Below are 25,928 nucleotides of genomic sequence, written 5' to 3' on the forward strand. Positions count from 1 at the left end.
GATGCTTTTTTACTAAGATAAAACAACTCTTTCATTACTTCGCGCTCACAATCTTATAATAAGAGCGAACTGTTAAGAAGTAATATCCGATATAAATAACGCTGTATACTCCGATACTAATTAGAAGCGGAATCATAATTTCAAATGGTAGTATGTTCCCTAAACCTTTTAATGCAAACAAACTGTGTAGAATTCCGATTACTAGTGGAATTGCAAAGATAAAGCTCACTTGTTTTGCAATAGCTTTTTTCATTTCTTGTTTCGTTACACCGACTTTATGAAGGACAACGTAACGCTCACGATCTGCACTTGCTTCTGTTAGCTGTTTGAAGTAAATAATAGAACCTGTTGCTAGTAAGAATACAAGTCCTAAGAACATTCCGATGAACATCATTAGTCCAGTTGCTTCAAGTCCCATATGGAAACCAGTATAGAAGTCTCTAAATGGTGGTGCCATTTCCGATTCACTAGCTGGCATCACTTTTGTTAATTTTTCTGTTAATACTTTACTGTTTCTTTCATCTTTTACATCAATATTTTTTACAACACGTGTTCCAAATGCTTGCTTCGCCTGTTCATACATTTCATCTGAAACGACAACAACTAATTCACCTAAGTTCGTAATTGCATTATTATTTGCACCTTGGATCGTCAATGTCTTCGTTTCATTTCCAATTTGGAATACCGCTTTATTTCCTTTATATTCAGGGCTAAACTCATACCCTTCAATATAAGAACTATCATATATAAATGCTTCGCCAGTAGCTATATTCACTGTTTCCGCATCGATTTTTTTCGCAAGTTTGTTGAATTCAGATTGAGATATAAATTGATATTTCTCTGAGATACTGTAGTTCATATTAAAGATGAAATCGACTTTAGCTCCTTCAAACTTTCCTTTTACAGGAACCATCTCAACTTCAAATTGATCTTTTACAGGGTGATTCTCTTTCTCTTCAGCAAAAATCGCATTTACTTTCTTATCTAGTTCTGCATCTTTCTTCTCATAAGAGTAGCTGTATGGTGCAACTGCTTTTGATTGTGTAAATGTGTTGTAATACATCGTAACTGACGTACCAACCGCCGTTAATGTTACTGCACTTAAAATAGAAATTGTCGCAAGTGACTTTGCATTTCCTTTAATACGATATAGTAACTGTGACGTCGTTATCATATTCATACCGTTATAAAACGATGATTTATTATTTCTTGCACGTTTCAATACGAATACTGTAAAGAACATAAATAGTAAATACGTACCTAATACTGTCGCAAGTAATATATAAAGTGCGACTGCCATAAAGTTTGCATACATAACTGCCTTCATAAACATTAACGCTAAGAAATAACCTGAGCCGATTAAGAAAACTGAAATTAACGCCATAATTACGGATCCTTTTGGCATTGCTTCTCCTTCACGCTCTGCGCGGAAAAGTTCAATTAACTTAAAGCGATAAATTAAACGATACCCTTGAAGTGATGTATATAAAATAATCACAAAGAAAATAATTGCTGTATCAATAATCGCAGCCATCGGTACTTCAAAATGAACATTTAAGTTTAATCCCATCATACTTACTAGTAGTTCAAGGAATAGTTTCGAAAGGACGCTACCGATCGCAATCCCGATAATTAAAGACATTAATCCCATTAACATATTTTCATAAAAGAGCATTTTACCGATCTGTCTTTTTCGGATACCAAGTAATGAATATAGCCCAACTTCTTTTTTACGTTTTCTTGTAAAGAAACCGTTCGAATATATAATAAACACTGCTACGAAAATGATTAGCATTACACTGGAAACTTGGAATGCACCGCTAATCTTTTTTGATGCTTCCGCTGCTTTTTCCATTTGTGAATTATATTGCAGTGCTTTAAATGTAAAGTAAATTACGATACTAAATATCATAGATGCAAAATATACAAAGTAGTCTTTAAAGTTCCGCTGTATGTTGCGGAGGGCAATGCTAGATAAGGTCATCGGCCATACCTCCAGAAATGGAAGACATTACGTCAACGACTTTTTGGAAGAACTGTTTACGTGTTAATTCACCACGGTGTAATTCTTTATATAACTCACCATCTTTAATGAAAATAACTCGTTTACAATAACTAGCCGCAAACGCATCATGCGTTACCATTAAAATTGTAGAATTATCATATTCATTTAACGACTTCATACTTTCTAATAAATCTGTCGCTGATTTAGAATCAAGTGCTCCAGTCGGCTCGTCCCCAAATATCATACTAGGACTTGTAACGATCGCACGCGATGCTGCACAGCGCTGCTTCTGTCCACCGGATACTTGATATGGGAACTGACTTAAAATATGATCAATACCGAATTTCTTTGAGATTTCAAGAACGCGGCGATCAATCTCACTCGCTTTCACCTTTGATAACGCAAGAGGTAACGCAATATTCTCTTTCACCGTTAACGTATCTAATAAGTTATAATCTTGGAAAATGAAACCTAAATGATCGCGGCGGAATAACGCTAGCTTATCATCGTTCATCTTCACGATATCTTTTCCATCAATTAAAATCTCACCGTTCGTCGCATTATCAATTGTAGAAAGAACATTTAAAAGAGTCGTCTTACCCGAACCAGAAGGCCCCATAATTCCAACGAACTCACCTTCTTTTACTTGTAAGTTAATACCTTTTAAAGCTGCAAATTTATTCCCACCTGTGTCATATACTTTTTCAATATTTTTTGCTTCTAACACTGTTTTCATCTCGACATCCCTCATTTCTTCTATTCTCTATTTTCAACTATATACACTCTCTACTCTTGCCACTATCGATGTTTCTTACACAAACATGACAGTTATGTAAGGCACATAAGTAAAGACATCAGAATTTAACCTAATGTACTAAAGTACTTTGTTACTATAACATTGGGATATCATGCCATCCATTCATTCTCCTTACAGGAACATTACAATTTTGTAAGGTTAAAAATGCCCCCACAAAGTTGTGCATGAAATGTCGGATGGAGCTATTTCGTTCCTGATATTCTATATACAAAGGAGGTCATATAATGGATTCACTTAAAAATATGAATGCGGCAATGCAGTATATTGAAGACAACCTTACACACGAAATTGATTTTAAAGAAGTCGCAAAAATAGCTTTCTGCTCCGAATATCATTTCAAAAGAATGTTTTCTTTTCTAGCTGGCATATCACTATCGGAATATATTCGCTGTAGACGTCTTACCCTTGCTGCCTTTGAACTAAAAGATAGCAATGCAAAAGTCATTGATGTCGCTATAAAATATGGCTACAACTCACCAGATTCATTTACACGTGCATTTCAAAATTTGCACGGAATAACGCCTTCAGAAGCTCGAAGTACTAGTCGTTCTTTGAAAGCTTATTCACCAATGACCTTCCAACTATCCATTCAAGGAGGAAATGAAATGAACTATCGAATTGAAGAAAAAGGGCCATTTCAAATCATTGGTATACAAAAACGAGTACCGATTGTTTTTAACGGTGTAAACGAAGAAATTGCTTCTATGTGGAAAAGTTTAGACAGCCAATCAATCGAAACATTAAAGTCCCTTTCAAATATTGAACCTACCGGAATTATTAGTGCTTCTACGAATTTTTCTGAAGGAAGAATGGAGGAAAAAGGCGAACTCGATCACTATATTGGAGTAGCCACAACGAAAGATTGTCCAAAGCAATTCAAACAACTTGAAGTCGCAGCTTCAACATGGGCTATATTTGAAGCTGTCGGTCCATTTCCTGATGCATTACAAAATGTGTGGGGACGTATTTATTCCGAATGGTTCCCTTCTTCGAATTATGAACTAGCGGAAGGACCCGAAATATTATGGAATGAAAGTAAAGACGTATCCTCACCGAATTTCAGAAGCGAGATATGGATACCTGTTTTAAAAAAGTAATATAAAGGTCTAAACTGTTTCAAAGTAAAGAAGCTGCTCTTCCTCTTTAAAGGAAAAGCAGCTTTTTATTTTATACTTCTTCTCGACTCGTTCTTATACAAGAAAATAGTAATAATCGCAAGCACTATAATAACTACCAAAGTAAATACTCTATAGTTCGAGATCGTAGCAGTACCGATTAAAAAGGCAGGTATAACAGCCATAATTAAGCCACCAAACATACCGACAAACGATCCTACACTTTGTTTTACTATTTGAGTTTCTGATACCCAATCATAATAACCAAATCGATTATTAATAAAAATCCCCCATACTGCCGAAAAGAATGAATATGTTATCGGTGTTATTACGATTAAAAGAGAACTCCAAATATCTAGTTTTAACCCTATTATTAGTAATACGGAACTGATAAGTGATGCAGGTATACTTAATGAAAGATTCATAAGTATTTTACTGTCATAAATCATCTTTGGCGTAATAGGTAACGACTTAATAATCCATACATTTTTTCCTTCTAATGACAATGACACACATGTTGTACACGTCATCGAAATCGCTGCTGCAATAGCAAATGGCGCAACCTTTTGCAACAGGGTCTCAATTCCAGGGTACGCTATTAATTGACTTGGTCCTACTACAACTATAGCTAGCGAGAAAGCTATCGCCATCACGACTCCCATTCCACTATTTATGACATACACTGTAGAAGAGAAGAAACGTTTCAGCTCTTTTTTATACAATGCGACCAATACACTTTCTTTTCTCATGCCATGAATCTCATAATTTGAAAGCATATGATAAGTGGTAATCTCTGTATTTATTTGCTTATATTTTAACGAAAGTATTTTTACAAAAAGATAATACCAAATAACTGATATCCCAACGAATAGGATGAAAGCTACAATATCAGCATGAACAATTGCTTGTTGAAACATGTTAGCTAGTGGATACACTTTAGTTAATTGCTCCGAAACAATTGCACCAATCCCGTTCATATCATTAAGGCTATATTGAGCATTTCCGTTTTTTAGCATAAAGAAACCGAATGTAATAATTACTATGAAACTTAAAATCGTAGTTATTTTATTCGTATTTTTAAATTTAGAAGCGATTGCCGTAATCGCAGCTCCAAAGACCGCTGCGATTGTTGTTGGAATTAAAGATGCTATAAACATACTGACGAACCACATAAAGTAAAAAGAAACTGATAGCTTCTCATGTATGCCATAAACAACCCCCATCGGTAGCATGATTATGATTGAAAAGAGTGTATTCAGCAAATATAAATACAAAAACCTACTTGTAATAACAGTACTTACACGAATCGGTAATGACATTAAAAGATCGTAGTCCTTAAAAGCAAAAATCTCTCCATTTGCCTTAAATATAGTGAAAAACAACGTCAATACACTGCTAATAACTAGTGCATAAACTGGGATAATTTCACTTATTCCTAGCTTCACCAACCCATATGCTGATGCCCCACAATATAGCATTAACATGACACCAACTAAGGCAAGGGATGCTGTTAGTAAAATCTTATTCTGCTTCTTCTTTTTATCTTTTTCGTATTTAAAAGTATTTAAACCAAGCTGCGTTATCAAGCGGATTTTTAAAAGACCTAGACTACTAATATTCATTAGCAAGCTCCTTCATAAAGAGCTCTTCCAATGAGCCTTCCTTTATTAAAGAATGCACTTCCCCTGAAAGTGCTAATTTCCCTCTATTAATCATCGCTATTTTATTACATAACTTCTCAGCCACATCTAAAACGTGCGTAGAAAAGAAAATCGCACTTCCCTTTTCACAAAGCTCCTTCATAATACCTTTCAATACTATGGCTGCCTTTGGATCAAGACCAACGAAAGGTTCATCTAAAACTAATAATTTCGGTTTATGCAAAACCGCCGATATAATCGCTACTTTTTGTTTCATACCGTGTGAATAAGAAGATATTAAGTCTCCCAAGTAAGGTGTAATCTCAAAAGCGTCTCCGTACTTTTGTATCTCCTTTTCCCGCTCTTTTGCAGACACCTTAAAAACATCCGCAACAAAGTTTAAATATTGAATTCCTGTTAATTGCTCATATAAATCTGGATTATCGGGAATATACGCCACTACTCTCTTACATGCAATCGGATCCTTTTTTACTGAATATCCATCAACAAAAATTTCACCCTCTTCAAAATCTATAACTCCTACTAACGACTTAATCGTTGTACTTTTCCCCGCACCGTTATGCCCAATAAATCCAAAGATATCTCCTGCTTGAACAGTAATATTTAACTGATCTACTGCTTTTTTGCCACCTTTGTATGTCTTGCTAAAATTTATAATTTCTAACATGTGATTTCCCCCAAACTATCTTTTTAACTGAATTTTCAGACCTAAAAGTGAAAAATTTACTCAGCGAGCTTTTTCGTTATCCCCACTGAGTATTAAAATTTCTTAACACATAGAAACTATAAATATAAAATTTGACTAGTACAGTTCAATCCCTTATTGCTCACAATTGCATTTCTTTTTTATATAAAACGTAAGAATATAAATTTGTTATGAGGACAGCAACTACTATAATCCCTAGCATCATATAAGATCTCCAATCAGCTGGAGCGAAAACACTTATAATCATAATGAGTCCTAAAGCTACAAATACTTTTCCACTAAATCGATGTGTTTTCCGCCATACTTCTTCATTACTTAACGTCCAAGGATTACGCATCCCAACGAAAAAGTTAGGCTTACACTGCGGTAAATAATTACCCATCACTAAAAATAAAACACCAACTAATAATTCTGGAACTCGATTAATGAATAAATTATATCCTAATCCACTTGTAATAATATCTATATTTCCTACAAATAGTAGCAATAGTATCCCGTTATTCATCATCATAAAAGCTTTAGAAAATTTCTCGTAATTTGCTTTCCTTGGATCAATCTTTGGTATCACATTTAGAAATACATATAACGCAATCATAATTCCAACCATAGAAATCATTCCATATAATTTAGAAGAATAACCATCTACCTTACCACCACTCCAATGTGTCGCGATTGTATCCGGCAAATGTGGCCAAGCAAACGCCCAAGCTATACAAGTTATAAGAATTAATATAATTGCAAAAAGATGCTTTTTCATTTCCCCTCTTCCCCCTTATTTGTAAATGTAAACACCCAAGTCAATAAATCTTGAAAGACAGTTGTGTTCAAAGAGTACACAACGAATTGCCCTCTTTTTTCATCTTGAATAAGTTCAGCATTTTTAAGTGCATTTAAGTGGTGTGAAATACTTGGCTTTGTCATGTTGAACTGTTCAGCAATTTCCCCAGCTGTTAAATCGCCTTCTTTTAATAAATCTAAAATTTTTCGCCTTGTTGGGTCTGCTAATGCTTTGAATGCTTGATTCAATGTCTTTCTTCCTTTCACTAATTAGACATTTAGATATTTATCTAAATGTTAAAATGATTTCAGTCAATTGTCAATTATATATAAGGCCCTTTTTACTTTTTCCACTTTTGACCCATACTGTTTACTATATAAATCCTGTTTAATCTTTCATCATATAAATACGCCACAACTATGCTATGTATAACAAAAAAGGAAAGCCTATTCATTTGATTTCTTTGTTTTTACTTCGTACGGGGCAAAAAAGGCTCTGACCGCTTCTATGCATGGCTGGATCCTCTCTCTCCCCTAAAAAGACAAGTTCTATGTCGTCTTTTAAACTTTTATATTTATATAGCTCTCATTTCAACATAATGAAAAGACTTGAAACACATGATACACTATAGCTACAATTGTTTTTTTAGGAGGAATATACATATGTATAAAATTTTAATCGTTGAAGACGATCCAAATATTTCATCATTATTACAATCTCACATTCAAAAATATGGCTATGATGCTGTTGTTGCGGAGAACTTCGATGATATTATGGAATCGTTTAACGCCGTGAAACCACATCTTGTTTTACTTGATGTAAACTTACCGAAATTCGATGGTTTCTACTGGTGCCGTCAAATTCGTCATGAATCTACTTGTCCAATTATTTTCATTTCAGCTCGTGCTGGTGAAATGGAACAAATTATGGCGATTGAAAGCGGTGCGGATGATTATATTACGAAGCCGTTCCACTACGACGTTGTAATGGCGAAAATCAAAGGTCAATTACGCCGTATTTACGGTGATTATGCACCAAATATTTCTGAACGTATCGTTGAGGTTGAAGGACTAAAACTATTCCCTGAGCGTCCAGAAATTCATTTTGGAGCTGAGCAAGTTCTTTTAACGAAGAAAGAAGCAATTTTAGCAGAAATGCTATTATCTAAATTCCCGCGTACAGCGAGTCGTGAAGATTTACTAGCCGCTCTTTGGGACGACGAAAGCTTCGTTGAGGAAAATACATTAAACGTAAACATCACGCGTCTTCGTAAAAAGTTCAATGAGCTTGGTATTGAAAATGCTATTGAAACAGTACGTGGACTTGGGTATCGTTTTAACGCAACTTGGAGTGAATAAACATGAAGCTATTTTTACGTGATCATTTTGCATTTTTCCTACTATATGTATTAAACTTCGGAATCATTTTCGTTCTTTATGATGCAGTAGACGGATTTCAAAATAATAAGTTTTACTTCATCGTTTTAAGCTTATACTTATTCATCTGTTTCCTCGCTTATCGTTACGTTCGTAACCGTAGAATGTACCACAGATTAAGTGAACCACCAGAGAAAATGGAAGATGCGTTTATTGAAAGAGCGACTGCTCCTATGCCCCACAGTGTAAACGAGCTCGTTCGTACGCAATATCGCCTATTCCAAAAAGACCTACAAACATTCGAAGTAAAACAGCAAGAACACCAATTATTTATTAACCATTGGGTACATCAAATGAAAACGCCTGTTTCTGTTATGCAGCTTATGGTGCTTGAAATGGAAGATGAGCATTTAATCCCTAAATTCAAAAAAGAGCTAGAGCGATTAAATCAAGGGCTCGATATGGCTTTATACATGGCAAGATTAAATAACTTCCATGAGGACTTCCATGTTGAGACGATTTCATTAAAAGATGCTGTAACAAAAAATATTAACGGATTAAAAGAACTATTCATTCGAAACGGAGTCTTCCCCGTTTTAGAAGTTCATTCAGATTTAAAAGTTGCTTCTGATGCGAAATGGCTAAAGTTCATTATTTATCAGTTAATGACAAATGCAGTTCGCTACTCTGGTGAGCGTGGAAAGAAAGTTTTCTTATCAGCTTATCGCAATGGTAAAGATATTATTTTGGAAGTTCGTGACGAAGGCGTTGGTATTCCGCAAGAAGATATTCGAAGAGTATTTGAACCTTTTTACACTGGAAAAAACGGTCGTGCATTTGGAGAATCTACTGGTATGGGGCTTTATATTGTAAGTAAAATTTGTGATTATTTAGGTCACTCTGTGAAACTAGACTCTGAAGTTGGTAAAGGAACGACGATTAAAATCATCTTCCACAACGCTGCAAATAATCAAGCAGAAAATACGGAGAAGGTGACCGAAGCATGATCGTAACATATGCTAGCAAAATGTATGAGATCTCACTCTCATACATTTTTTGCAATAAAACTACATATCGGCCTGCTAACGGGAGGCATATATTATGACATTTTGGCAATTTGCATTTAAAAATGTAACGCGCAACTCAAGAGCTTATTTTGCCTACTTTATAAGCAGTGCCTTCTCTATTGCTGTTTTCTTTTCTTTTGCTGTTTATTTATTTCATCCGAAATTACAAAACTTCAATATGATCTCTGAAATTTCAGGGTTAATGATATTTTCAGAAGTAGTAATTGTTTTCTTCTCTTTCTTCTTTTTACTATATTCGATTGGATCATTTTTAAAAGTTCGTAAAAAACAATTTGGGATTTTAACCATTTTAGGTATATCGAAAAAGCAATTACATCGTCTCGTTTTTACGGAAAATATGTTAATTGGTATTTTATCTATCTTTTTCGGCATACAGTTTGGGTTTGTTTTTTCGCAATTTTTCTTATTAGTGACAGCGAAAATTACGCACGTACCAGGTATATATTTATACGGGCCTACTAACGCAATCATTTTAACGACCATCGTTTTTCTTAGTCTTTTTATCATTGTATCTGCATTCACACCAATGCTTATTCGTACAAAAAAAGCGGTACACCTTTTAAAAACAAATGGTGGAAAACAAAAAGAAAGAAAACCATCCATATTTATTTCTTTATTTGGTGCTATCTGTTTATTAGGCGGCTATGCTTTAGCTGGAAATCCTAAATATTTTGTCTCAGTAAGCCCGCAAATAGGTGTTATATACATGGTTTCAAGTATCTTCGTAATCCCAACGTTTGTTACAATGGGAACGTATTTTTTCTTTTCGCAAATTAGTTTTTCACTTATTTATATTTTGAAAAAAAGAAGAAAATTTTATATGAAACGGATAAATATGCTTTGGATATCTGATTTAGCAAACCGTATTCGAACAAATATTAATATGCTTTTTATTGTGGCCATGCTATCTACCGTCGCTTTTACAATGATTACGTTTTTATATGGATTCGGGAAATTTATTAAACTAGAGGTTACTAAAACTTCACCTTTTCCAATTTCTTATTTTTCTTATGATGCGAATCCTTTTGTTGCAGAACACTTGAATTGGCTTGAGCAGCAATTACAAAGGGAAAATTTCTCTTATGAGAAAATAAACGCTGATTTATATGAAGCACCATTAAAAGAAGATCAAGGTATAGCCATTTATAATGACGTATATGCAATTAAGCAAAGTGACTATAACAAACTTGCGGATTCTTTACAATTAAAACAACTATTCATGGATGATAACGAAGCATATGTTTTAACAGGGACATCTTATATCACCATATTTAATGAGTTTGAGCAAAGCTACAACAGAGACTACATTACACTCTCTAGCACAAATACGAAATTACGAGTAAAAGGCTATGAATATGTGAATGCAATTCCATCTACCTTTTCATATCAAACGTTAGTTTTACCTGATGCTGTTGTAGAAAATTTCCCCAATACAACTAAACATGTATCAGCGTACAATTATAAAGTACAAAACTGGGAAAAAACGTATAAAATTGCAGATGATTTTATAGAAAAGGTGCAAAAAGATCGAGATAAATCCCAGTACAAAGGACCTCTTATTCGCTCCTTTGAATCGGCAGGGTCACTATATAGAATAACATCAGGAAGTGCCGCATACTTCCTAATCGGGACATTCTTAGGTGTCATTTTCTTTATTGGAGCAGGTAGCGTTCTTTACTTCAGAATGTATACAGATTTAACGAACGAACAAGAAAAATATGTAGCAATTTCAAAAATTGGTGTAACAGATGCAGAGATGAAAAAATCTGCAACCATTCAACTTAGCATTTTATTTTTCGTTCCGTACGTTATGGCGTCCATTCATACAATGTTCGCAACAAAAATGCTTCAAGATGTAATTGGTTTATCTTTGTTCAAAGAAATTTCAGCTGTTCTTATTATTTTTGGAGTCGTTGAAATCCTATTTTTCTTATTCATTCGTTCGCTTTATATGCAAAAATTATCACAGTATACGAATGGGCAAAATATTTAAAACAAACTTTATGAAAAGAGTATCTCTCATACTCTTTTCATCTTCGCTCTATTAGGAGGTTTAGGTGAATGACATTTTGGCAGTTTGCATTTAAAAACGTGACGCGGAACGCTAGAGCTTATTTCGCCTATTTTATAAGCAGTGCGTTTTCCATTGCAATTTTCTTCTCGTTTGCAGTTTATTTATTTCATCCTAAATTGCATATGACAGGCGTGAATGCTGCTCTGAACATATTAATGACAATCTCAGAAGTTGTCATTGTATTCTTTTCATTTTTCTTTTTACTATATTCAATCGGTACTTTCTTAAAAGTACGAAAAAAACAGTTCGGGATTTTAACAGTACTTGGCATATCTCCAAAGCAATTAAAGAGGCTCGTATTTCTAGAAAACATGCTAATTGGTGGCCTATCCATATTTTTCGGCATTCAATTTGGCCTTGTCTTTTCACAGTTCTTTTTATTAGTTACCGCCAAAATTACGCATGTGCCTGGTTTATATTTATATTGGTGGCCTACAGGTGCTATCGTTTTAACTATAATTATCTTTCTTGGACTCTTCATTCTCGTATCATCTTTTACACCGATGCTAATCCGTACGAGAAAAGCTGTACGTCTTTTAAAAGAAGGAACAAAACAAAAAGAAAGAAAAGCATCTGTACTCATCTCTCTCTTTGGTGCGATATGTTTAATATCTGGATATGTTTTAGCAGCAAACCCACTATATTTTATGTCATTAGGAGATATCGCTGGGCTTTTGTACGCTGCCTCCTGTATATTTGTCATCCCATCACTTGCTGCAGCTGGGACATATTTTTTCTTCTCACAAATTAGCTTCTTACTCATTCGCATATTAAAGACGAGAAGAAAATTTTATATGAAACGTATTAATATGCTTTGGGTTTCTGATTTAGCAACTCGGATTCGGACAAATATTAACATGCTCTTTATCGTGACGATGTTATCGACACTCGCTTTTACAATGATTACATTCTTATATGGGTTTGGGAAATTCACAAAGTTTGATGAAATAAGGCAAAATCCTTTCCCGTTTACTTATTTATCACATACTGAAAATACGTTAGCTGATGAACATTTAAATTGGTTAGAACAAAAATTTAACGAAGAGCAGTTTGCTTATAAGAAATTTAAAACGGATATATATGAAGTGTCTTCGGCAGAAGATAACGCGCAGCTCTATTATGCAATTAAACAAAGTGACTATAATATACTTGCTAAAGCATTAAATTTGGAAACGCTCACCGTAAGTAATAATGAGTCTTATATCCTTATTAAAGACATAGATGATCAATTCATTGGAACAGTTTTTGATCAAGAAAAGAGAAATACTCTGACACTTACTCAAAACTCTTTACAGCTACAAGTGAAAGAATATAAAAGTTATAACCCTTTCCCGAATAGCTTAATATCACAACTTCTCGTATTATCTGATGAAAATGTAGAAGCCTTATCAACCGCTTCAAAACAGATGAGTGTATATAGCTTCAAAGTTCCAGATTGGGAAAAGGCACATAATATCGGTTCAGCATTTATAACAAAAATTGATAATGACAATGCAGCTATTCAGGCAGAACATCCACCGTTTCATGCAAGTGAAGCAAGCGATTCTCTATACAAAACAAAATTAAATGTTGCTTCATTTTTCTTAATTGGTACTTTCCTAGGTGTTATTTTCTTTATCGGAGCTGGCAGTGTTCTTTACTTCCGTATGTATACAGATTTAACAAATGAGCAAGAAAAGTATATAACGATTACAAAAATCGGTTTAACAGAAGTCGAAATGAAGCAATCCGCTACAATTCAACTTGCGATTCTTTTCTTTGTTCCTTACATTATGGCATCGATCCATACGATGTTTGCGACAAAGATGTTACAAGAGATATTACATCTATCATTATTCGCTGAGATTACAGTTGTACTTGTAATCTTTGGAACGGTTGAAATTATCTTTTTCCTTTTAATTCGTTCCTTTTATATGCAAAAATTATCACAACATATTAAGTTTTAAAAATAGAAAGGTGATTATTATGGAAGAAGTATTACACATAAAAAACGTCTCAAAAGTGTATGAAGGAAAGGTCCCTCATACTGCTTTAAAAAATATAAATTTACATGTAGATAAAGGAGAATTTGTTGCTATCATGGGACCATCTGGTAGCGGTAAATCTACATTTTTAAACGTTATCTCTACAATTGACTCCCCTACTTCTGGTGATGTCGTGATTAATGGAAAAAAACCGCACACATTTCGTAGAGAGAAACTAGCTATTTTCCGCCGCCAAGAGTTAGGGTTTGTTTTCCAAAACTTTAACCTATTAGATACACTAACAATCGGTGAAAATATCGTACTGCCTTTAACTTTAGATAATGTTCCTTTAAAAGAGATGGACGAAAAACTCGATAACATTTCAAAGAAACTTGGAATTGATCATATTTTGGACAAGCGTATTTTTGAAGTTTCTGGAGGACAAGCACAGCGTACCGCGGTAGCACGCGCTGTTATTCATCATCCGTCACTTCTACTTGCGGATGAACCGACAGGAAACTTAGATTCTAAAGCAGCAATTGATGTAATGGAGCTATTTACGAAATTAAATAAAGAAGAGGATGCCACAATTTTAATGGTTACTCATGATCCGTTTGCAGCAAGTTATTGTAACCGCGTTATTTTCATTAAAGATGGTGGGCTTTACAATGAATTACACCGCGGACTATATCGCGAGAAATTTTATCAAGAAATATTAGATGTTTTAGCATTATTAGGAGGAAGGCGTGGATGACGTTTTGGCAATTTGCATTTAAAAATGTCTCGCGTAATTCTAAAGCATATTTCGCTTATTTTGTAAGTAGTGCTTTTTCTATCATGGTTTTCTTTTCATTTACTGTATACGCGTATCATCCACGCTTACAAAATGTACAAAGCTTTCAAGATCGAGATCCTCTAATGAACTTAGCTAGTACAGCACAGCTTGTGATTGTTATGTTCTCGTTCTTCTTTCTCTTATATTCAATTGGAACATTTTTAAATGTACGGAAGCAGCAATTCGGGATACTCACGATTCTCGGTATCTCACAGAAACAATTAAAAAGACTGTTATTTACTGAAAACATGATAATCGGGATATTGTCCATCTTTATCGGTATACAAGGTGGCCTAGTGTTCTCTAATTTTTTCTTATTAGTCACTTCAAAATTAACAAGTGCGAAAGGTCTCTATTTATATTGGCCAACAGAAGCGATTATCGTGACAACCGTAACGTTTATCATTTTATTTTTAATCGTTTCTACATTTACACCTATGTTTATTCGGACTCGTAAAACAGTCCATCTTATTAAAGGGAACAAGAAAGTGACAGCCGAAAAAAGGCCGTCTATACTCATTTCGATATTTGCTTTAACTTGTTTAGGGTTATGTTATTATATTGCTGGTTATCCACAAGGCTACGTAACCGAAAAAAATGTGCAAAACGGATCTGTCTTCTTTATTATATTATCTATTTTGCCACTCGTAGTAATCGGAACATATTTTTTCTTTTCACAAACATTTCTTCTTTTTATCTATATTTTAAAGAAGCGTAGAAAGTTTTATTTGAAACAAATAAACATGTTATGGATTTCAGACTTAGTTGCTCGTACCCGTAGTAATATTAATGTACTCTTTATCGTTTCTATGCTATCTGCGCTTGCATTTACGATTATTATCGGACTATTTGCTGCGAATAATAATACAAAAGCGTCGATACTAGAGCGATATCCTATTCCCTTCACATACAAATTAGAAGGGGATCATTCCCTTGAACGAAAGCACGTTAATACTATTGAATCCGAACTTTCCAATGCTCATTTTCAATATAAAAAATATAAATTTACGCTTTTAAAAGATAATGCTTCAAAAGAAGAGATTGCAATTATGAAAATGAGTGATTATAACGAAATTGCTAAGCAGTTAAAGAGACCTACAATCACCCTTGATTCAAAAGAAGTTTACATTATTTCTGGCTATTCACCAGAGCTATTAAACCTTGTATCAAATCCATTTGTAAAACAAAATACAATTACGCTTGAATCCAATAAAAAGGAGTTTTATATAAAGGGATTTATTAACAAAGGAATAGCACCACCATTTGCATTAGCAAATTTAGTTATTATGCAAGATTATGCAATCGATACTATGATTCCTCATATTGAAACCATTACAGTTTATAACTACTTCGTGGATAATTGGGAAAATGCAATTATTCCAACGAAAAATATATTAAAAAGTATTAGTAATGACACCGAAAAATATTATGAGGCACATAAAGACGATAAGCATGCATCTCCCGTCCCTTTTAATATTTATACAGCTACTGATGAGTTACTCCATAATAAAGAAAATGCAGTTGCTCAATTCTTTATTTGGGCATTTCTTGGCTTTATCTTCTTTATCGGAGCGGCTAGCGTTTTATACTTCCGTATGTATAACGACTTAACGAATGAAAAACAAAAGTACATTACGATTACAAAACTGGGCTTAACTGAATCAGAAATGTTTCGCTCCGCAACGATTCAATTAGGAATTTTATTTTTCGTTCCTTACATCGTTGCTGGTGTTCACACGTTATTTGCGGTTAAGTTTTTACAAAGCATGTTTTCTTTCTCGTTACTAAAAGAGTTACTGATTGTACTCACCTTTTTCGGGATTATCGAGATTATTTTCTTTTTCTTAATCCGCTCTCTGTACATTAATAAATTATCACAGCATATAAAAATATGAATAAAATAGCCTTGTGCATATTGCACAAGGCTATTTCCAATAGTTTTTAATAATTAGCAGTATCCACCATAGCCGCCGCCATATCCACCATAACCGCCGTAACCACAACCACCGCCGCCTCCGCCGAAGCAGCTAGCACCGATGATAATTAATAAAATAAACAATACGATTAGAAGCGCAAAACCGCCGCCGCAGCCACGTCTACGGTCGCAATCATCATGTCTGTGTTCACACTTTTCGCTCATTACTCTATTCCTCCTTTAGTATCATTCATAACAAGTTCAACTTGCTCTAAATGAGGGGATTCCATTTATATTATGTTTTCAGGGCAAATCGGAAGCTTGGCACTCCTAAAAACGGGCTTGTTTCATGAAAAGAGCCCCAACACAAAAAGAGGATACCTTTAAATAGGCACCCCCTTCTTCTAAACAAACATATTAAGTAAAAGCGCAAAGCCGAATGCAATAAATGATAACAATGTCTCCATCACCGTCCACGTTTTAAACGTTTCTTTTACTGTCAAACCTAAATACTCTTTTACAAGCCAGAATCCTGCATCATTTACGTGAGAAAACATTAATGAACCTGCACCGGTTGCAATAACGAGTAATTCTAAATTTACACCCGACATGTGCTGAATAACCGGTGAAACAATTCCAGCTGCTGTCGTTAATGCTACAGTAGCTGAACCTGTTGCAATTCGGATTAATCCCGCTACCATGAACGCTAAGACGATTGGTGATAATGAAATATGTTCTGCCATTTGAGCGATGGCTGTTCCAACGCCGCTTTCAATTAATATTTGTTTAAATCCACCGCCTGCACCAATTATTAAAATAATGGAACCGACAGGTAGTAAACTTTCATCTGTTAATCTTTTAATCATCTTTTTATTAATTCCTTGTTTTATGCCAAGCAAATAAAACGCTGCGAAACATGAAATAAGTAAAGCGATTACCGGACTTCCCACAAATACTAAAAATTCAGTTATTTTTTTCGGTAATGAAATATATGGTGCGACTACTGATAAAATCATTAAAACTACTGGCAGTAAAATAATAAAAAATGAAACTTTACGACTCGGTAAATCAGTTGATACTGTCGTAACTCGAACAAGCTCCGGTTCATTTTCAGGTATAACCCTCTTATGTACCCACTTTGCAAATACCGGTCCTGCGATAATTGCTGTTGGTAACGCGATAATTAATGAATACAATAGTACCTTTCCTAAATTCGCATTATAAATACCGATTGCTGTCATCGCACCTGGATGCGGCGGCACTAGCCCATGTACAATCGATAATCCAGCAATAACAGGTAACGCAATTAACAATATATTTTGTTTCGTTGTTTTTCGAATTGAAATAACAAGTGGTAATAAAATGACGATTCCCACTTCAAAAAACACTGGAATACCTATAACAAATCCGGCGAATAACATTGCCCAAGGTAATTTTTTCACCCCGAAGAATCGAATGAAGAAATCTGCTACTTGCATGCCAGCCCCTGAATCGGACATCATTTTCCCTAAAATTGTTCCGAGAGCCAAAATACCAACTAAATGCCCTAGTACACTACCAACACCAGTTTCATAGGCAGTAACAATTTTGGTCAAGTTCAACCCAGACATAATAGCTAAAAATAGACTAGCAACTGTTAAACTAATAAACGCATGCCATTTCCACCATGATACCCCTAAAATAACAATTGCGATCGCAATTAACGTGACGATTAATAAGTATATATCCATATCCCATTCCCCTTCGATATGAAATTTTTTTACAAAAAAAGAGGGAATTGGTCCCTCTTCACTTTTTACACATCATAATTTACAACGTAATGCTGCATTTCCGTATTGTAGTAGCCTTCACTATATTCAATTACTTCTCCAACTTCATCGTAAGAATAGCGCATACGTTTTAATAACGCTGTTCCCTCTTTTTCTCCTAACGCTTCTGCAACGAAATTAGGCGCAAATCCAACAGCGAATTCATCTCTGAAGTTTTCTAAATGTATACCACGGTCCTCGACTAGATCATAAAGCGATTGTAAGTCAAAGTCCGCTAAGTCTGTACTTGCCATTTGTGCTGAGAAATAGTGCGTATAATGAATGTACGGAGTATCATTTAAAGCATATAGGCGCTCAATACGAAAACTCTCTTTACCAAATAAACGAAATGGTACTGTTCCTTCTTCATTATGAACCACTTCTGCCTTTAGCAATTTCTTTTGTACTTTATAGCCTTCTTCCACTAACACTTCTGTAAATTTCTTTCCCTTTGAAAGCTTTGTCGCAGAAGTATTTCGAATGACTTTCGTTCCTTTACCACTTTTCTTTTCTAAATATCCTTCTTGAACGAGTTCTTTAATTGCGTTTCGCACTGTAATTTTACTCACTTTGAACTCTTCTTCTAATTGTGGTTCAGAAGGAATATTTGTATGAATGGCATAAACACCATGTAATATTCGATCACGAATAATATTTTTAATTTGTAAATATAATGGACCTCTTTTTCTCGTTACGTTCACCGTTACACCCACTACCTTTCTACATCACCTACTGATGCCGTCATTGCCCGAAGTATATCTTTCTCTGATGACATTGGCGTATCACCGACGATTGTATGTGCAAGCATTCCAGCTGCTGACGCAAATGAAACAGCTTTCTCTGGTGCAAACTCTTCTATCTCGCCATGAATAATTCCGCTCGTATAAGCATCTCCAGCACCTATTCTATCATATACAGAAAACGTAAGTGTTTTGGCAAAAGTGAACGTCCCATCTTTACATATGAATCCGCGAAGTGAGTGTGTATTATCGCTATTAATAGAACGATGTGTCCCAGCAATTGTAGCGATATTATATATTTCAGCGACTTTTGGAATAAGATCAACAAGCTGCGCTTCTCGCTCCGTCTCTTCCGTTTTCATTCCGAGAACAAACATCGCATCTTTTTCATTCATCATTACAATATCGGCAAGGCCTAGCATTTCTTCATAATGAGGTTTCGCCTGTTCATACCCATCTTCTCCCCAAAGCGATGGACGATAGTTGCAATCGAAAACGACAGTGCCTCCATTTTCTTTAACTGCCTTCGCCAAAGATTTCATATGATGGCGCACAGTATCATTCATCGCAAGGGTAATCCCGCAAAAATGAACGATATCAATTTCTTTTGCGATTTCTTCAAATTGGTACATCTCTTCACATGCCGTATTGAAACTACTTTCTAATCGGTTCGAATATGTAACGCGGCTTGCGCGTGCTCCAAATCCATTTTCTAAAAAGTACATACCAACATATTTACCACCTCTTGAAACAAACGGTGCCTGAATGCCTAACTTTTGAATATGTGATACCGCAGCATCCCCAACAGAGTTTTCCGGTAAAGTTGAAATAAGAAAACCTTCATGCCCTAGATGAGAAAGTGCTGCTGCAACGTTCACACCTGTACCAGAAAATGAGTAATTTAAGGTGTTTGCTTGCGATAGCAATTCATACCCTGGCACTTGCAGGCGCATCATAACTTCACCGAATGCTGCAATTTTCTTACGCATATTGATCAGCTAACTTCTTCACGACCGCTAGTAATTCACGAACATCTTCTGTTTTCGTATTGCCAGTTTCTTTATCAATAATAGAAGAGTACACGTGCGGGATAACTTGCTCTACGTTTGCTTCTAATGCAATACGTACAATTATTTCAAAGTTTTCTTTATCAATTCCGCCTGTTGGCTCTAATGCAAATCCTTCTTCCGCACATGCTTTCGCAACAGCGCGATATTCTTCTTCATGCGCTAAACCTTTCATTGGGAAGTATTTCAATGAATTCCCGCCCATATCACGTACAAGTGCGATTGCTGTTTTAATTGGAACGATTGCTTTTTCTTCCCCAGCCGCACTAACTGGGCCAGTAGAAATATTTACGTAACCTACTTTTCCTGTTGGTGATACTAAACTATTAATCCAGCTATCTTTGCCGCCAAGATTTGCGCGCGTCGCTCCTACTGAAGGGAACACTTGGTTAATATGACTACCAGGATAATGCTTCGCAATTTCAGCTACAACTGCCGCTTGGCGATTATCTCCTGCTCCTAGTCCGATTGATACAGCGTCATCAATTTCTTTTCCGTATGCTTTCATCGCTGTAACTGCTTCTTCTACTGTTGGATAATCTTTTGATAACACTCCGACTACTACATAACCTTCTGCGGCTTCAAAAATATCTTTCGCATTTCGGGTATTGTTCGCTAATACATTTAATGCTACGCGGCCTTTATAAAAACGTTTTTGAATGTTTGTCATTTTAGTTTCCCCCTACAATTTCTCTCATTTTTTCTTCAATTACATGTATGTCATCACCTTGAAGTGGACGTGGATCGATATCAAAGAATCCTTGTCTTACTCCGTAATCACGTGTGTAAATTGCGATTTCCCCTTCGCGTAACGCGGTCACAACATCTTTTGCAGTTTTATTTAATTCGTTCTCGTTAATATGAATACGCGCTCTAAAAATTGCTCTTCCAGCTTCATCTTGAACGATTGTTACATTTACACCGTTTAACTCTTTCAGCGGCATAAGTACTTGTAACAACTCTTTTTCTTGTTCACTCTTATCTTCTTTTACTCCGTACTCATCAAGCGCTTGAAGTAAACCGAAAGTTGTTTCTTTCCCAACTTTCATACTTCTACCGCTGCAATGTAATTGCACTTTTAGCCATTCAATATATTTTCGTTTACCGCCGACAATACCAGAAGTAGGTCCTTCAATCGCCTTTGAACCGCTATAAATGGCTAGGTCTGAATACTTCACGTATTTTTGAATGTCTTCTTCAGCTGCCGCATCAACGATAAGTGGTACATTATTTCGCTGTGCTACTTCCCACGCTTCTTCAACAGAAATCATATTTTTTTGCACTGCATGATGCGATTTCACATAAAGAATAGCTGCTGTATTTTCGCCAATTGCATCTTCAATATGCTCTGCTTTCCCTTCATTTGCGTAACCCACTTCAACGAGCTTACCGCCGCCTAAATAAATCATCGTTTCAACAGGAGCACCGTATTGAACGTTATGACCTTTTAACATAATCACTTCGTTTTTCAGGATTACCTCTTGATGAAGTCGTTCACTCTTACGACGATTTCCTTCTGTAACGATACCAGCGATAGAAAGCGCAATTCCGCTTGATGCTGAATTTACAACAACTGCTGCCTCTGAATCTAGAATTCTCGCAATATGGTCTCCCGCTTTATCTACTAAATCAGCAATTTCTACATAATTTTGTCCACCATGTTTCATCGCATCCATAACTGTATCTGTAGGAGCGGATACACCTAAAATACTCATTCTACCGCTCGCATTAATAACTCTTTTTAATCCGTACTTAGCATTCAATGAATGACCCATTGATTACAACCCCTTTCGTATCAATTCTTATTTCAGCAATGCGCTGATCCCCTTCTGAATCAATTAACGTAATCGGTTCATCTTTCACCGTAAATAAAGTTAAGTTTGCAATATCGCCTTCTTGAATACGACCAAGCTCTGGTTTTTTCAGCCACTCTGCCGCATTTTTCGTAACTGCATCAATTACTTCTTCTAGCGGATAACCTAAGTAAAGGAATTTCGAAAGAACGTTAGCCATACTGTAAACTGGACCGTGTATACGATTCTTCCGGTAAATATCTGTACTAATCGTATTAAGGGCAATGCCGTAACGCTTCGCTGCCTCTGCTACTTTAAAAGAAAAACTAGCATTACCATGCCCAACATCTAAATGAACACCGCGTTTCACTGCATCTAATAACACAGATATCGGTTTTCCTTCTTCATCAAATAAATTATTTTCTTTCCCGTTTAAGTAATGTGTAATGACATCATCTTTTTCTAAAAGAGGTACAACTTCCTCTATACGCGGAGGAGCTGAACCGATATGTACCATAATCGGTAATGATGTTTCACGAGATAAAGAACGCGCTACGTGCAGCGGTTCAATTCCGCTATCACAAACGACACTTTTACTCATTCTCGCTTTTAATCCAACGATTACATCTTTATACTTTTCTACTGCATCTATTACTTTCTCTTTATCTATCCATTCCATATTGGATAATTCATCAATTCGTTTCAAACCGATGCGAGAAATATTTAAAAAGGCAAATAAATTCGTTTTTGCCTGTTCTCTACTTTGTACTAGATCTGCGATACGATCAGCTCCGCAGCTTCCCGCATCAACAATTGTCGTTACCCCTTGCTTAACGCCAATTTCATCTACCTCATCGCCATACGGATCAAACTCTGGAAAAGCATGAACGTGCAAATCAATCCATCCACTCGATACGTAAGTACCTGAGTAATCAAGAACCTTTCCACCCTCGCCAGCACCAGCTTTCGTCACCTGTGCGATTTTATTATTTTCAACTACAATGTCAATCTCTTCCCCGTTCACACGCTTCACATTACGTAGCACGAATCGTTCTGTCATTGTATTTCCACCCTTTTCTATAAGAAGCCATAAGAATACGCTTACATTAAAATTTCATTTTATATCTCTTTCACACGTTTAGCGTAACACAAAAAAAGGAAGAAGTAAATATAACGTTATAATGTTTAATGGTAAATAAAAAAACAATCCACAAAATGTTGATAGTACAGGAAATTATATCAATGATTCGACAAGGAATATCGATCTACCGACAAAAAACGGCAATCTATTTCTTATATGCCAAAAGACTGACCCAAAACGGACCAGCCTTTTTCTCTATTCCTGAACCGTCACAATAACCCCGTCCATATTGTTCCCCGAAATTTCATACTGCTTATTCGCTGGAACATTCACTTTCATATTACCCGAAACTTTATAATACGAAACCGTATATTTCTTACCTTCAACATCAGTTGAAATTTCTTTTTTCTCTTTGAGGAAGTCTAAATATTCCTCTAATGTAATTTTCTCTTTTTGCATAATCGCACTATGTGGTAAGCCAACATAACGTATATGCCACGGCTCATATTGAATGCCTGTAATATCGCTTTTATTTTTCGGATAACGTAAAACAAATCCGTGCTTCCATACATTATCTTCAATCCATTTTCCTTCAGGCGCTTTCTCCATTTTCTTTTGAGTAGACCCAACGTCGAGTGATAATCCTAAATTATGTTCACTATATCCTGCTGGAAGTGCATAATCAGATCCCATTTCTTTATATAATTTACTTTGTTCTTGAAAATCTCGGTAACCGCTACTCATTAAGAAATGCTGTACTCCATCTTTCCCAGCTGCATCGACAACGTTCAAAAACTTTTTTACAACACCCTCTGATAAGCGAAGATTTCTATCAAATATTACATAGCCTCTTACTAATTCACTATTGTGATTTACATTTATAATATCGGACCTAACACTATCTTTTTTAACTGGGTAATCTTTATTAACTAATAATAGATCACCTTTATAAATTTGTTCCTCTGTAACCTCTATCTTTTCAGTGTTCGCGGCTTTTACTTTATTATCTTTTTCTGCAATTTTAACATCGATCTCCTTTTGAAATACTGGTGATATATAAAAGCCTACACATGCTGTACATACTATAAAAAGAGAAATAAATACCCACTTTTTCATTTCTAGTTCCTCCTTAACGTAACTTACGTATAGAATAGAAAAAACTATTAAAATAAAAAGTGGGGTAAAGTTTAAATTTTTATTAAATTGCTTTGCTCTCTTCTTTTGGTAATCTCACTTCAAATATCGTTCTAATTACGTTACTTTCAGCAGAGATTGTCCCATCATGCTGCTCGACAATATTTTTCGCAATAAATAACCCAAGGCCTGTACCACCTTGCTGCTCTGATCTTGCTTTATCACCTGTATAAAACATATCAAAAAGATACGGTAAATCCTCTTCTGGAATGCTATCTCCGTAATTAATAATTTGTACAACTACCTCTTCATGATCAATATATCCGTTCATATCAATAAAATTCCCATCATATCCGTAACGAATCGCATTCGTTAAAAGATTTTCAAAGACTCGAGCTAATAATTTTCCATCACCATTAATATGTAAGTGGGGCACAATATTCAATCTCGCTTCTAAATCCTTTTTTTCTAATGATGGATACAATTCTTCCTCTAACTGTATAAGTAGTTCACTTATATCAATTGGTCTTTTTTCCAGCTGCAACATGCCATAATTCATTCTCGTTATTTCAAATAATTCATCAAGTAAGCTTTCAAGCCTTTCAGATTTCGTAAAAGCAATTGTGGAAAAATGCTTAATTTGTTCTTTCGTCAAATTCTCATCTTTAAGAATTAAATCTAAATACCCTAAAACAGATGTTAGCGGCGTTCTTAAATCATGAGCTAAGTTGACAATGAGCTGATCTTTACTACTTTCCGCAAAGTCTCCTCGTTCAACTGCTTCTTTTAATTTCTCACTCGCTACATTTATTTCACGAGCAATATATCCAAACTCGTCATTTGATGAAACGCGAACTTGATTTGTAAAATCACCGTTCGCCAAATGATGAATCCCGTTCGAAATCTCATCAAAATATTTTAAGTATGGTCTAGTAAGGAAGAAGAAAAACATAATGGATAGAGGGATAAAGATAATTAAAAAGAAATTAATATCCCCAATTTGTCTTACCATTGAACGAAATTGGGCTAAAGGATCCTCATAACGAACTACTAGCTTATAATAAATCCGTAATCCTTCATAAAGTAAATACGTTATGCCAGCAGCAAATATCATACTTAGCGCAAATAGCATAACCATCTTTGAGCGAAAGCTTCTCATTTTTTTAGCCATTGAAAGTATACCCTACTCCCCATACCGTTTTTATTAACTTATTCTTTCTTTTATCTTCCCCAAGTTTTTTCCGCAGTGTACGAATATGTACCATAACTGTATTTCCACTTTCGTAATACCCTTCAGCCCATACTTGCTGAAAAATATTTTCCACACTGTACACTTTCTTCGGATGACTCGCTAATAAATATAAAATATCAAACTCTTTTGGGGTTAATTCAATTTTCTCATCGTACACATTTACCGTTCGGCGCTCAGGATCAATAACAACTCCGCCAATTTCTAAAGCAGATTTACTCTCCGCTACTTTCGGCTGATTTAACGTAAGAAATCTACGCAGTTGTGCGTTTACACGTGCAACTAATTCAATCGGTGTAAAAGGTTTCGTCATATAATCATCTGCGCCTAATACAAGACCTGTCACTTTATCAAAATCAGATGTTTTCGCACTTAAGAAAATGATTGGCATGTGGTGCTTGCCGCGAATCTGCCTCGTCACTTCATATCCATCCATTTTCGGCATCATAATATCTAAAACCACTAAGTCAATTGGCTGCGTTTGAATAATATGCATGGCTTCTTCTCCATCAGCTGCTTTAACGACGTGGTAACCCTCTTTTTCTAAATGTATCTCAATTAAATCAGCAATTTCCGCTTCATCATCAGCTATTAAAATTGAAATGCGCTTCATTTTAGTCCCCCTACTTTATTCTGTTTTCATACGCTCGATTTTAAACTAGTCTATCCAATTTGTACACTGAGAAAAGGCTACCCGTAAGAGTAACCTTGATAAATGAAAT

At 35.4% G+C, this 25,928-nt stretch carries 23 protein-coding genes; 7 read left to right on the forward strand and 16 right to left on the reverse strand.

The window, feature by feature from the left end; genetic code table 11:
• Positions 1-34 precede the first annotated feature (34 nt).
• Positions 35-1,984, reverse strand: a complete 1,950-nt coding sequence (locus tag MKY90_RS24695; protein WP_000176129.1) for an ABC transporter permease — start codon at positions 1,982-1,984, stop codon at positions 35-37.
• Positions 1,971-2,741 (reverse strand): ABC transporter ATP-binding protein, encoded by a 771-nt coding sequence (locus MKY90_RS24700; protein WP_000859658.1) that lies wholly within the window; start codon positions 2,739-2,741, stop codon positions 1,971-1,973. The genes MKY90_RS24695 and MKY90_RS24700 overlap by 14 nt, the downstream gene beginning before the upstream one ends.
• A 305-nt stretch (positions 2,742-3,046) precedes the next feature.
• Between MKY90_RS24700 and MKY90_RS24705 the strand changes: the two genes are divergently transcribed.
• Entirely contained in the window at positions 3,047-3,919 is an 873-nt protein-coding gene (locus MKY90_RS24705; protein WP_002143541.1) for an AraC family transcriptional regulator, read from the forward strand.
• A gap of 65 nt (positions 3,920-3,984) precedes the next feature.
• Here MKY90_RS24705 and MKY90_RS24710 read toward each other — a convergent pair whose 3' ends face one another.
• From MKY90_RS24710 to MKY90_RS24725, 4 genes are all read right to left on the reverse strand, one after another.
• A complete protein-coding gene (locus tag MKY90_RS24710) occupies positions 3,985-5,559 on the reverse strand; it encodes a putative ABC transporter permease subunit (protein WP_341092804.1) in 1,575 nt (524 codons plus the stop codon).
• Entirely contained in the window at positions 5,549-6,265 is a 717-nt protein-coding gene (locus MKY90_RS24715) for an ABC transporter ATP-binding protein (protein WP_341092807.1), read from the reverse strand. Before MKY90_RS24715 ends, MKY90_RS24710 begins: the two co-directional genes overlap by 11 nt.
• 160 nt (positions 6,266-6,425) lie before the next feature.
• Complete coding sequence (locus tag MKY90_RS24720) at positions 6,426-7,061, reverse strand: SdpI family protein (protein ID WP_000716338.1); 636 nt, start codon at positions 7,059-7,061, stop codon at positions 6,426-6,428.
• Entirely contained in the window at positions 7,058-7,330 is a 273-nt protein-coding gene (locus MKY90_RS24725; protein WP_001070538.1) for an autorepressor SdpR family transcription factor, read from the reverse strand. The genes MKY90_RS24720 and MKY90_RS24725 overlap by 4 nt, the downstream gene beginning before the upstream one ends.
• 414 nt (positions 7,331-7,744) lie before the next feature.
• On the opposite strand from MKY90_RS24725, the gene MKY90_RS24730 reads away from it, so the two are divergent.
• The 6 genes from MKY90_RS24730 (at position 7,745) to MKY90_RS24755 (ending at position 16,314) form a co-directional block, all read left to right on the forward strand.
• A complete protein-coding gene (locus tag MKY90_RS24730; protein ID WP_000276730.1) occupies positions 7,745-8,440 on the forward strand; it encodes a response regulator transcription factor in 696 nt (231 codons plus the stop codon).
• A 2-nt stretch (positions 8,441-8,442) separates the two neighbouring features.
• The gene (locus MKY90_RS24735) at positions 8,443-9,465 is read left to right on the forward strand and encodes a sensor histidine kinase (RefSeq protein WP_002167488.1); all 1,023 of its coding nucleotides are present in this window, start codon (positions 8,443-8,445) and stop codon (positions 9,463-9,465) included.
• Between the two features lie 94 nt (positions 9,466-9,559).
• Positions 9,560-11,539: an FtsX-like permease family protein gene (locus MKY90_RS24740; protein WP_002167487.1), complete on the forward strand. Its 1,980-nt coding sequence runs from the start codon at positions 9,560-9,562 to the stop codon at positions 11,537-11,539.
• Between the two features lie 68 nt (positions 11,540-11,607).
• Positions 11,608-13,566 (forward strand): ABC transporter permease, encoded by a 1,959-nt coding sequence (locus MKY90_RS24745; protein ID WP_341092809.1) that lies wholly within the window; start codon positions 11,608-11,610, stop codon positions 13,564-13,566.
• A gap of 19 nt (positions 13,567-13,585) precedes the next feature.
• Positions 13,586-14,338, forward strand: a complete 753-nt coding sequence (locus MKY90_RS24750; protein ID WP_000393251.1) for an ABC transporter ATP-binding protein — start codon at positions 13,586-13,588, stop codon at positions 14,336-14,338.
• Complete coding sequence (locus MKY90_RS24755) at positions 14,335-16,314, forward strand: FtsX-like permease family protein (protein ID WP_098167655.1); 1,980 nt, start codon at positions 14,335-14,337, stop codon at positions 16,312-16,314. The genes MKY90_RS24750 and MKY90_RS24755 overlap by 4 nt, the downstream gene beginning before the upstream one ends.
• 53 nt (positions 16,315-16,367) lie before the next feature.
• Here the strand turns inward: MKY90_RS24755 and MKY90_RS24760 are convergent, their stop codons facing one another.
• The 10 genes from MKY90_RS24760 to MKY90_RS24805 form a co-directional block, all read right to left on the reverse strand.
• The gene (locus MKY90_RS24760; RefSeq protein WP_002167484.1) at positions 16,368-16,559 is read right to left on the reverse strand and encodes a YjcZ family sporulation protein; all 192 of its coding nucleotides are present in this window, start codon (positions 16,557-16,559) and stop codon (positions 16,368-16,370) included.
• A gap of 179 nt (positions 16,560-16,738) precedes the next feature.
• Positions 16,739-18,064 carry a gluconate permease GntP gene (gntP, locus tag MKY90_RS24765; RefSeq protein WP_341092812.1) on the reverse strand — a complete coding sequence of 442 codons (1,326 nt, stop codon included), beginning with the start codon at positions 18,062-18,064 and terminating at the stop codon, positions 16,739-16,741.
• Between the two features lie 65 nt (positions 18,065-18,129).
• Positions 18,130-18,855 (reverse strand): GntR family transcriptional regulator, encoded by a 726-nt coding sequence (locus MKY90_RS24770; RefSeq protein ID WP_002015828.1) that lies wholly within the window; start codon positions 18,853-18,855, stop codon positions 18,130-18,132.
• The gene (locus MKY90_RS24775) at positions 18,855-19,871 is read right to left on the reverse strand and encodes a sugar kinase (RefSeq protein WP_002129637.1); all 1,017 of its coding nucleotides are present in this window, start codon (positions 19,869-19,871) and stop codon (positions 18,855-18,857) included. The genes MKY90_RS24770 and MKY90_RS24775 overlap by 1 nt, the downstream gene beginning before the upstream one ends.
• Complete coding sequence (gene dagF / locus MKY90_RS24780; RefSeq protein WP_341092815.1) at positions 19,864-20,619, reverse strand: 2-dehydro-3-deoxy-phosphogluconate aldolase; 756 nt, start codon at positions 20,617-20,619, stop codon at positions 19,864-19,866. The genes MKY90_RS24775 and dagF overlap by 8 nt, the downstream gene beginning before the upstream one ends.
• Before the next feature lies 1 nt (position 20,620).
• A complete protein-coding gene (locus MKY90_RS24785; protein WP_087962806.1) occupies positions 20,621-21,724 on the reverse strand; it encodes a DgaE family pyridoxal phosphate-dependent ammonia lyase in 1,104 nt (367 codons plus the stop codon).
• Positions 21,702-22,802: an amidohydrolase/deacetylase family metallohydrolase gene (locus tag MKY90_RS24790; protein WP_016120965.1), complete on the reverse strand. Its 1,101-nt coding sequence runs from the start codon at positions 22,800-22,802 to the stop codon at positions 21,702-21,704. Before MKY90_RS24790 ends, MKY90_RS24785 begins: the two co-directional genes overlap by 23 nt.
• A gap of 276 nt (positions 22,803-23,078) precedes the next feature.
• The gene (locus tag MKY90_RS24795) at positions 23,079-23,939 is read right to left on the reverse strand and encodes a M15 family metallopeptidase (RefSeq protein ID WP_063218172.1); all 861 of its coding nucleotides are present in this window, start codon (positions 23,937-23,939) and stop codon (positions 23,079-23,081) included.
• Positions 23,940-24,021: 82 nt separating this feature from the next.
• Complete coding sequence (locus tag MKY90_RS24800; RefSeq protein ID WP_002138832.1) at positions 24,022-25,128, reverse strand: sensor histidine kinase; 1,107 nt, start codon at positions 25,126-25,128, stop codon at positions 24,022-24,024.
• The gene (locus MKY90_RS24805) at positions 25,121-25,819 is read right to left on the reverse strand and encodes a response regulator transcription factor (RefSeq protein ID WP_002034509.1); all 699 of its coding nucleotides are present in this window, start codon (positions 25,817-25,819) and stop codon (positions 25,121-25,123) included. Before MKY90_RS24805 ends, MKY90_RS24800 begins: the two co-directional genes overlap by 8 nt.
• Between the last annotated feature and the right edge of the window lie 109 nt (positions 25,820-25,928).

Source organism: Bacillus sp. FSL P2-0099 (assembly GCF_038007445.1).
GTDB classification, from domain to species: domain Bacteria; phylum Bacillota; class Bacilli; order Bacillales; family Bacillaceae_G; genus Bacillus_A; species Bacillus_A mycoides.

What these genes read in the sequence shown, in the direction of transcription:
- MKY90_RS24695 (WP_000176129.1), bottom strand. Translation starts at nt 1,984, where the DNA reads ATGACCTTATCTAGCATTGCCCTCCGCAACATACAGCGGAACTTTAAA.
- MKY90_RS24700 (WP_000859658.1), bottom strand. Translation starts at nt 2,741, where the DNA reads ATGAAAACAGTGTTAGAAGCAAAAAATATTGAAAAAGTATATGACACA.
- MKY90_RS24705 (WP_002143541.1), top strand. Translation starts at nt 3,047, where the DNA reads ATGGATTCACTTAAAAATATGAATGCGGCAATGCAGTATATTGAAGAC.
- MKY90_RS24710 (WP_341092804.1), bottom strand. Translation starts at nt 5,559, where the DNA reads ATGAATATTAGTAGTCTAGGTCTTTTAAAAATCCGCTTGATAACGCAG.
- MKY90_RS24715 (WP_341092807.1), bottom strand. Translation starts at nt 6,265, where the DNA reads ATGTTAGAAATTATAAATTTTAGCAAGACATACAAAGGTGGCAAAAAA.
- MKY90_RS24720 (WP_000716338.1), bottom strand. Translation starts at nt 7,061, where the DNA reads ATGAAAAAGCATCTTTTTGCAATTATATTAATTCTTATAACTTGTATA.
- MKY90_RS24730 (WP_000276730.1), top strand. Translation starts at nt 7,745, where the DNA reads ATGTATAAAATTTTAATCGTTGAAGACGATCCAAATATTTCATCATTA.
- MKY90_RS24735 (WP_002167488.1), top strand. Translation starts at nt 8,443, where the DNA reads ATGAAGCTATTTTTACGTGATCATTTTGCATTTTTCCTACTATATGTA.
- MKY90_RS24740 (WP_002167487.1), top strand. Translation starts at nt 9,560, where the DNA reads ATGACATTTTGGCAATTTGCATTTAAAAATGTAACGCGCAACTCAAGA.
- MKY90_RS24745 (WP_341092809.1), top strand. Translation starts at nt 11,608, where the DNA reads ATGACATTTTGGCAGTTTGCATTTAAAAACGTGACGCGGAACGCTAGA.
- MKY90_RS24750 (WP_000393251.1), top strand. Translation starts at nt 13,586, where the DNA reads ATGGAAGAAGTATTACACATAAAAAACGTCTCAAAAGTGTATGAAGGA.
- MKY90_RS24755 (WP_098167655.1), top strand. Translation starts at nt 14,335, where the DNA reads ATGACGTTTTGGCAATTTGCATTTAAAAATGTCTCGCGTAATTCTAAA.
- MKY90_RS24760 (WP_002167484.1), bottom strand. Translation starts at nt 16,559, where the DNA reads ATGAGCGAAAAGTGTGAACACAGACATGATGATTGCGACCGTAGACGT.
- gntP (WP_341092812.1), bottom strand. Translation starts at nt 18,064, where the DNA reads ATGGATATATACTTATTAATCGTCACGTTAATTGCGATCGCAATTGTT.
- MKY90_RS24775 (WP_002129637.1), bottom strand. Translation starts at nt 19,871, where the DNA reads ATGCGTAAGAAAATTGCAGCATTCGGTGAAGTTATGATGCGCCTGCAA.
- dagF (WP_341092815.1), bottom strand. Translation starts at nt 20,619, where the DNA reads ATGACAAACATTCAAAAACGTTTTTATAAAGGCCGCGTAGCATTAAAT.
- MKY90_RS24785 (WP_087962806.1), bottom strand. Translation starts at nt 21,724, where the DNA reads ATGGGTCATTCATTGAATGCTAAGTACGGATTAAAAAGAGTTATTAAT.
- MKY90_RS24790 (WP_016120965.1), bottom strand. Translation starts at nt 22,802, where the DNA reads ATGACAGAACGATTCGTGCTACGTAATGTGAAGCGTGTGAACGGGGAA.
- MKY90_RS24795 (WP_063218172.1), bottom strand. Translation starts at nt 23,939, where the DNA reads ATGAAAAAGTGGGTATTTATTTCTCTTTTTATAGTATGTACAGCATGT.
- MKY90_RS24800 (WP_002138832.1), bottom strand. Translation starts at nt 25,128, where the DNA reads ATGGCTAAAAAAATGAGAAGCTTTCGCTCAAAGATGGTTATGCTATTT.
- MKY90_RS24805 (WP_002034509.1), bottom strand. Translation starts at nt 25,819, where the DNA reads ATGAAGCGCATTTCAATTTTAATAGCTGATGATGAAGCGGAAATTGCT.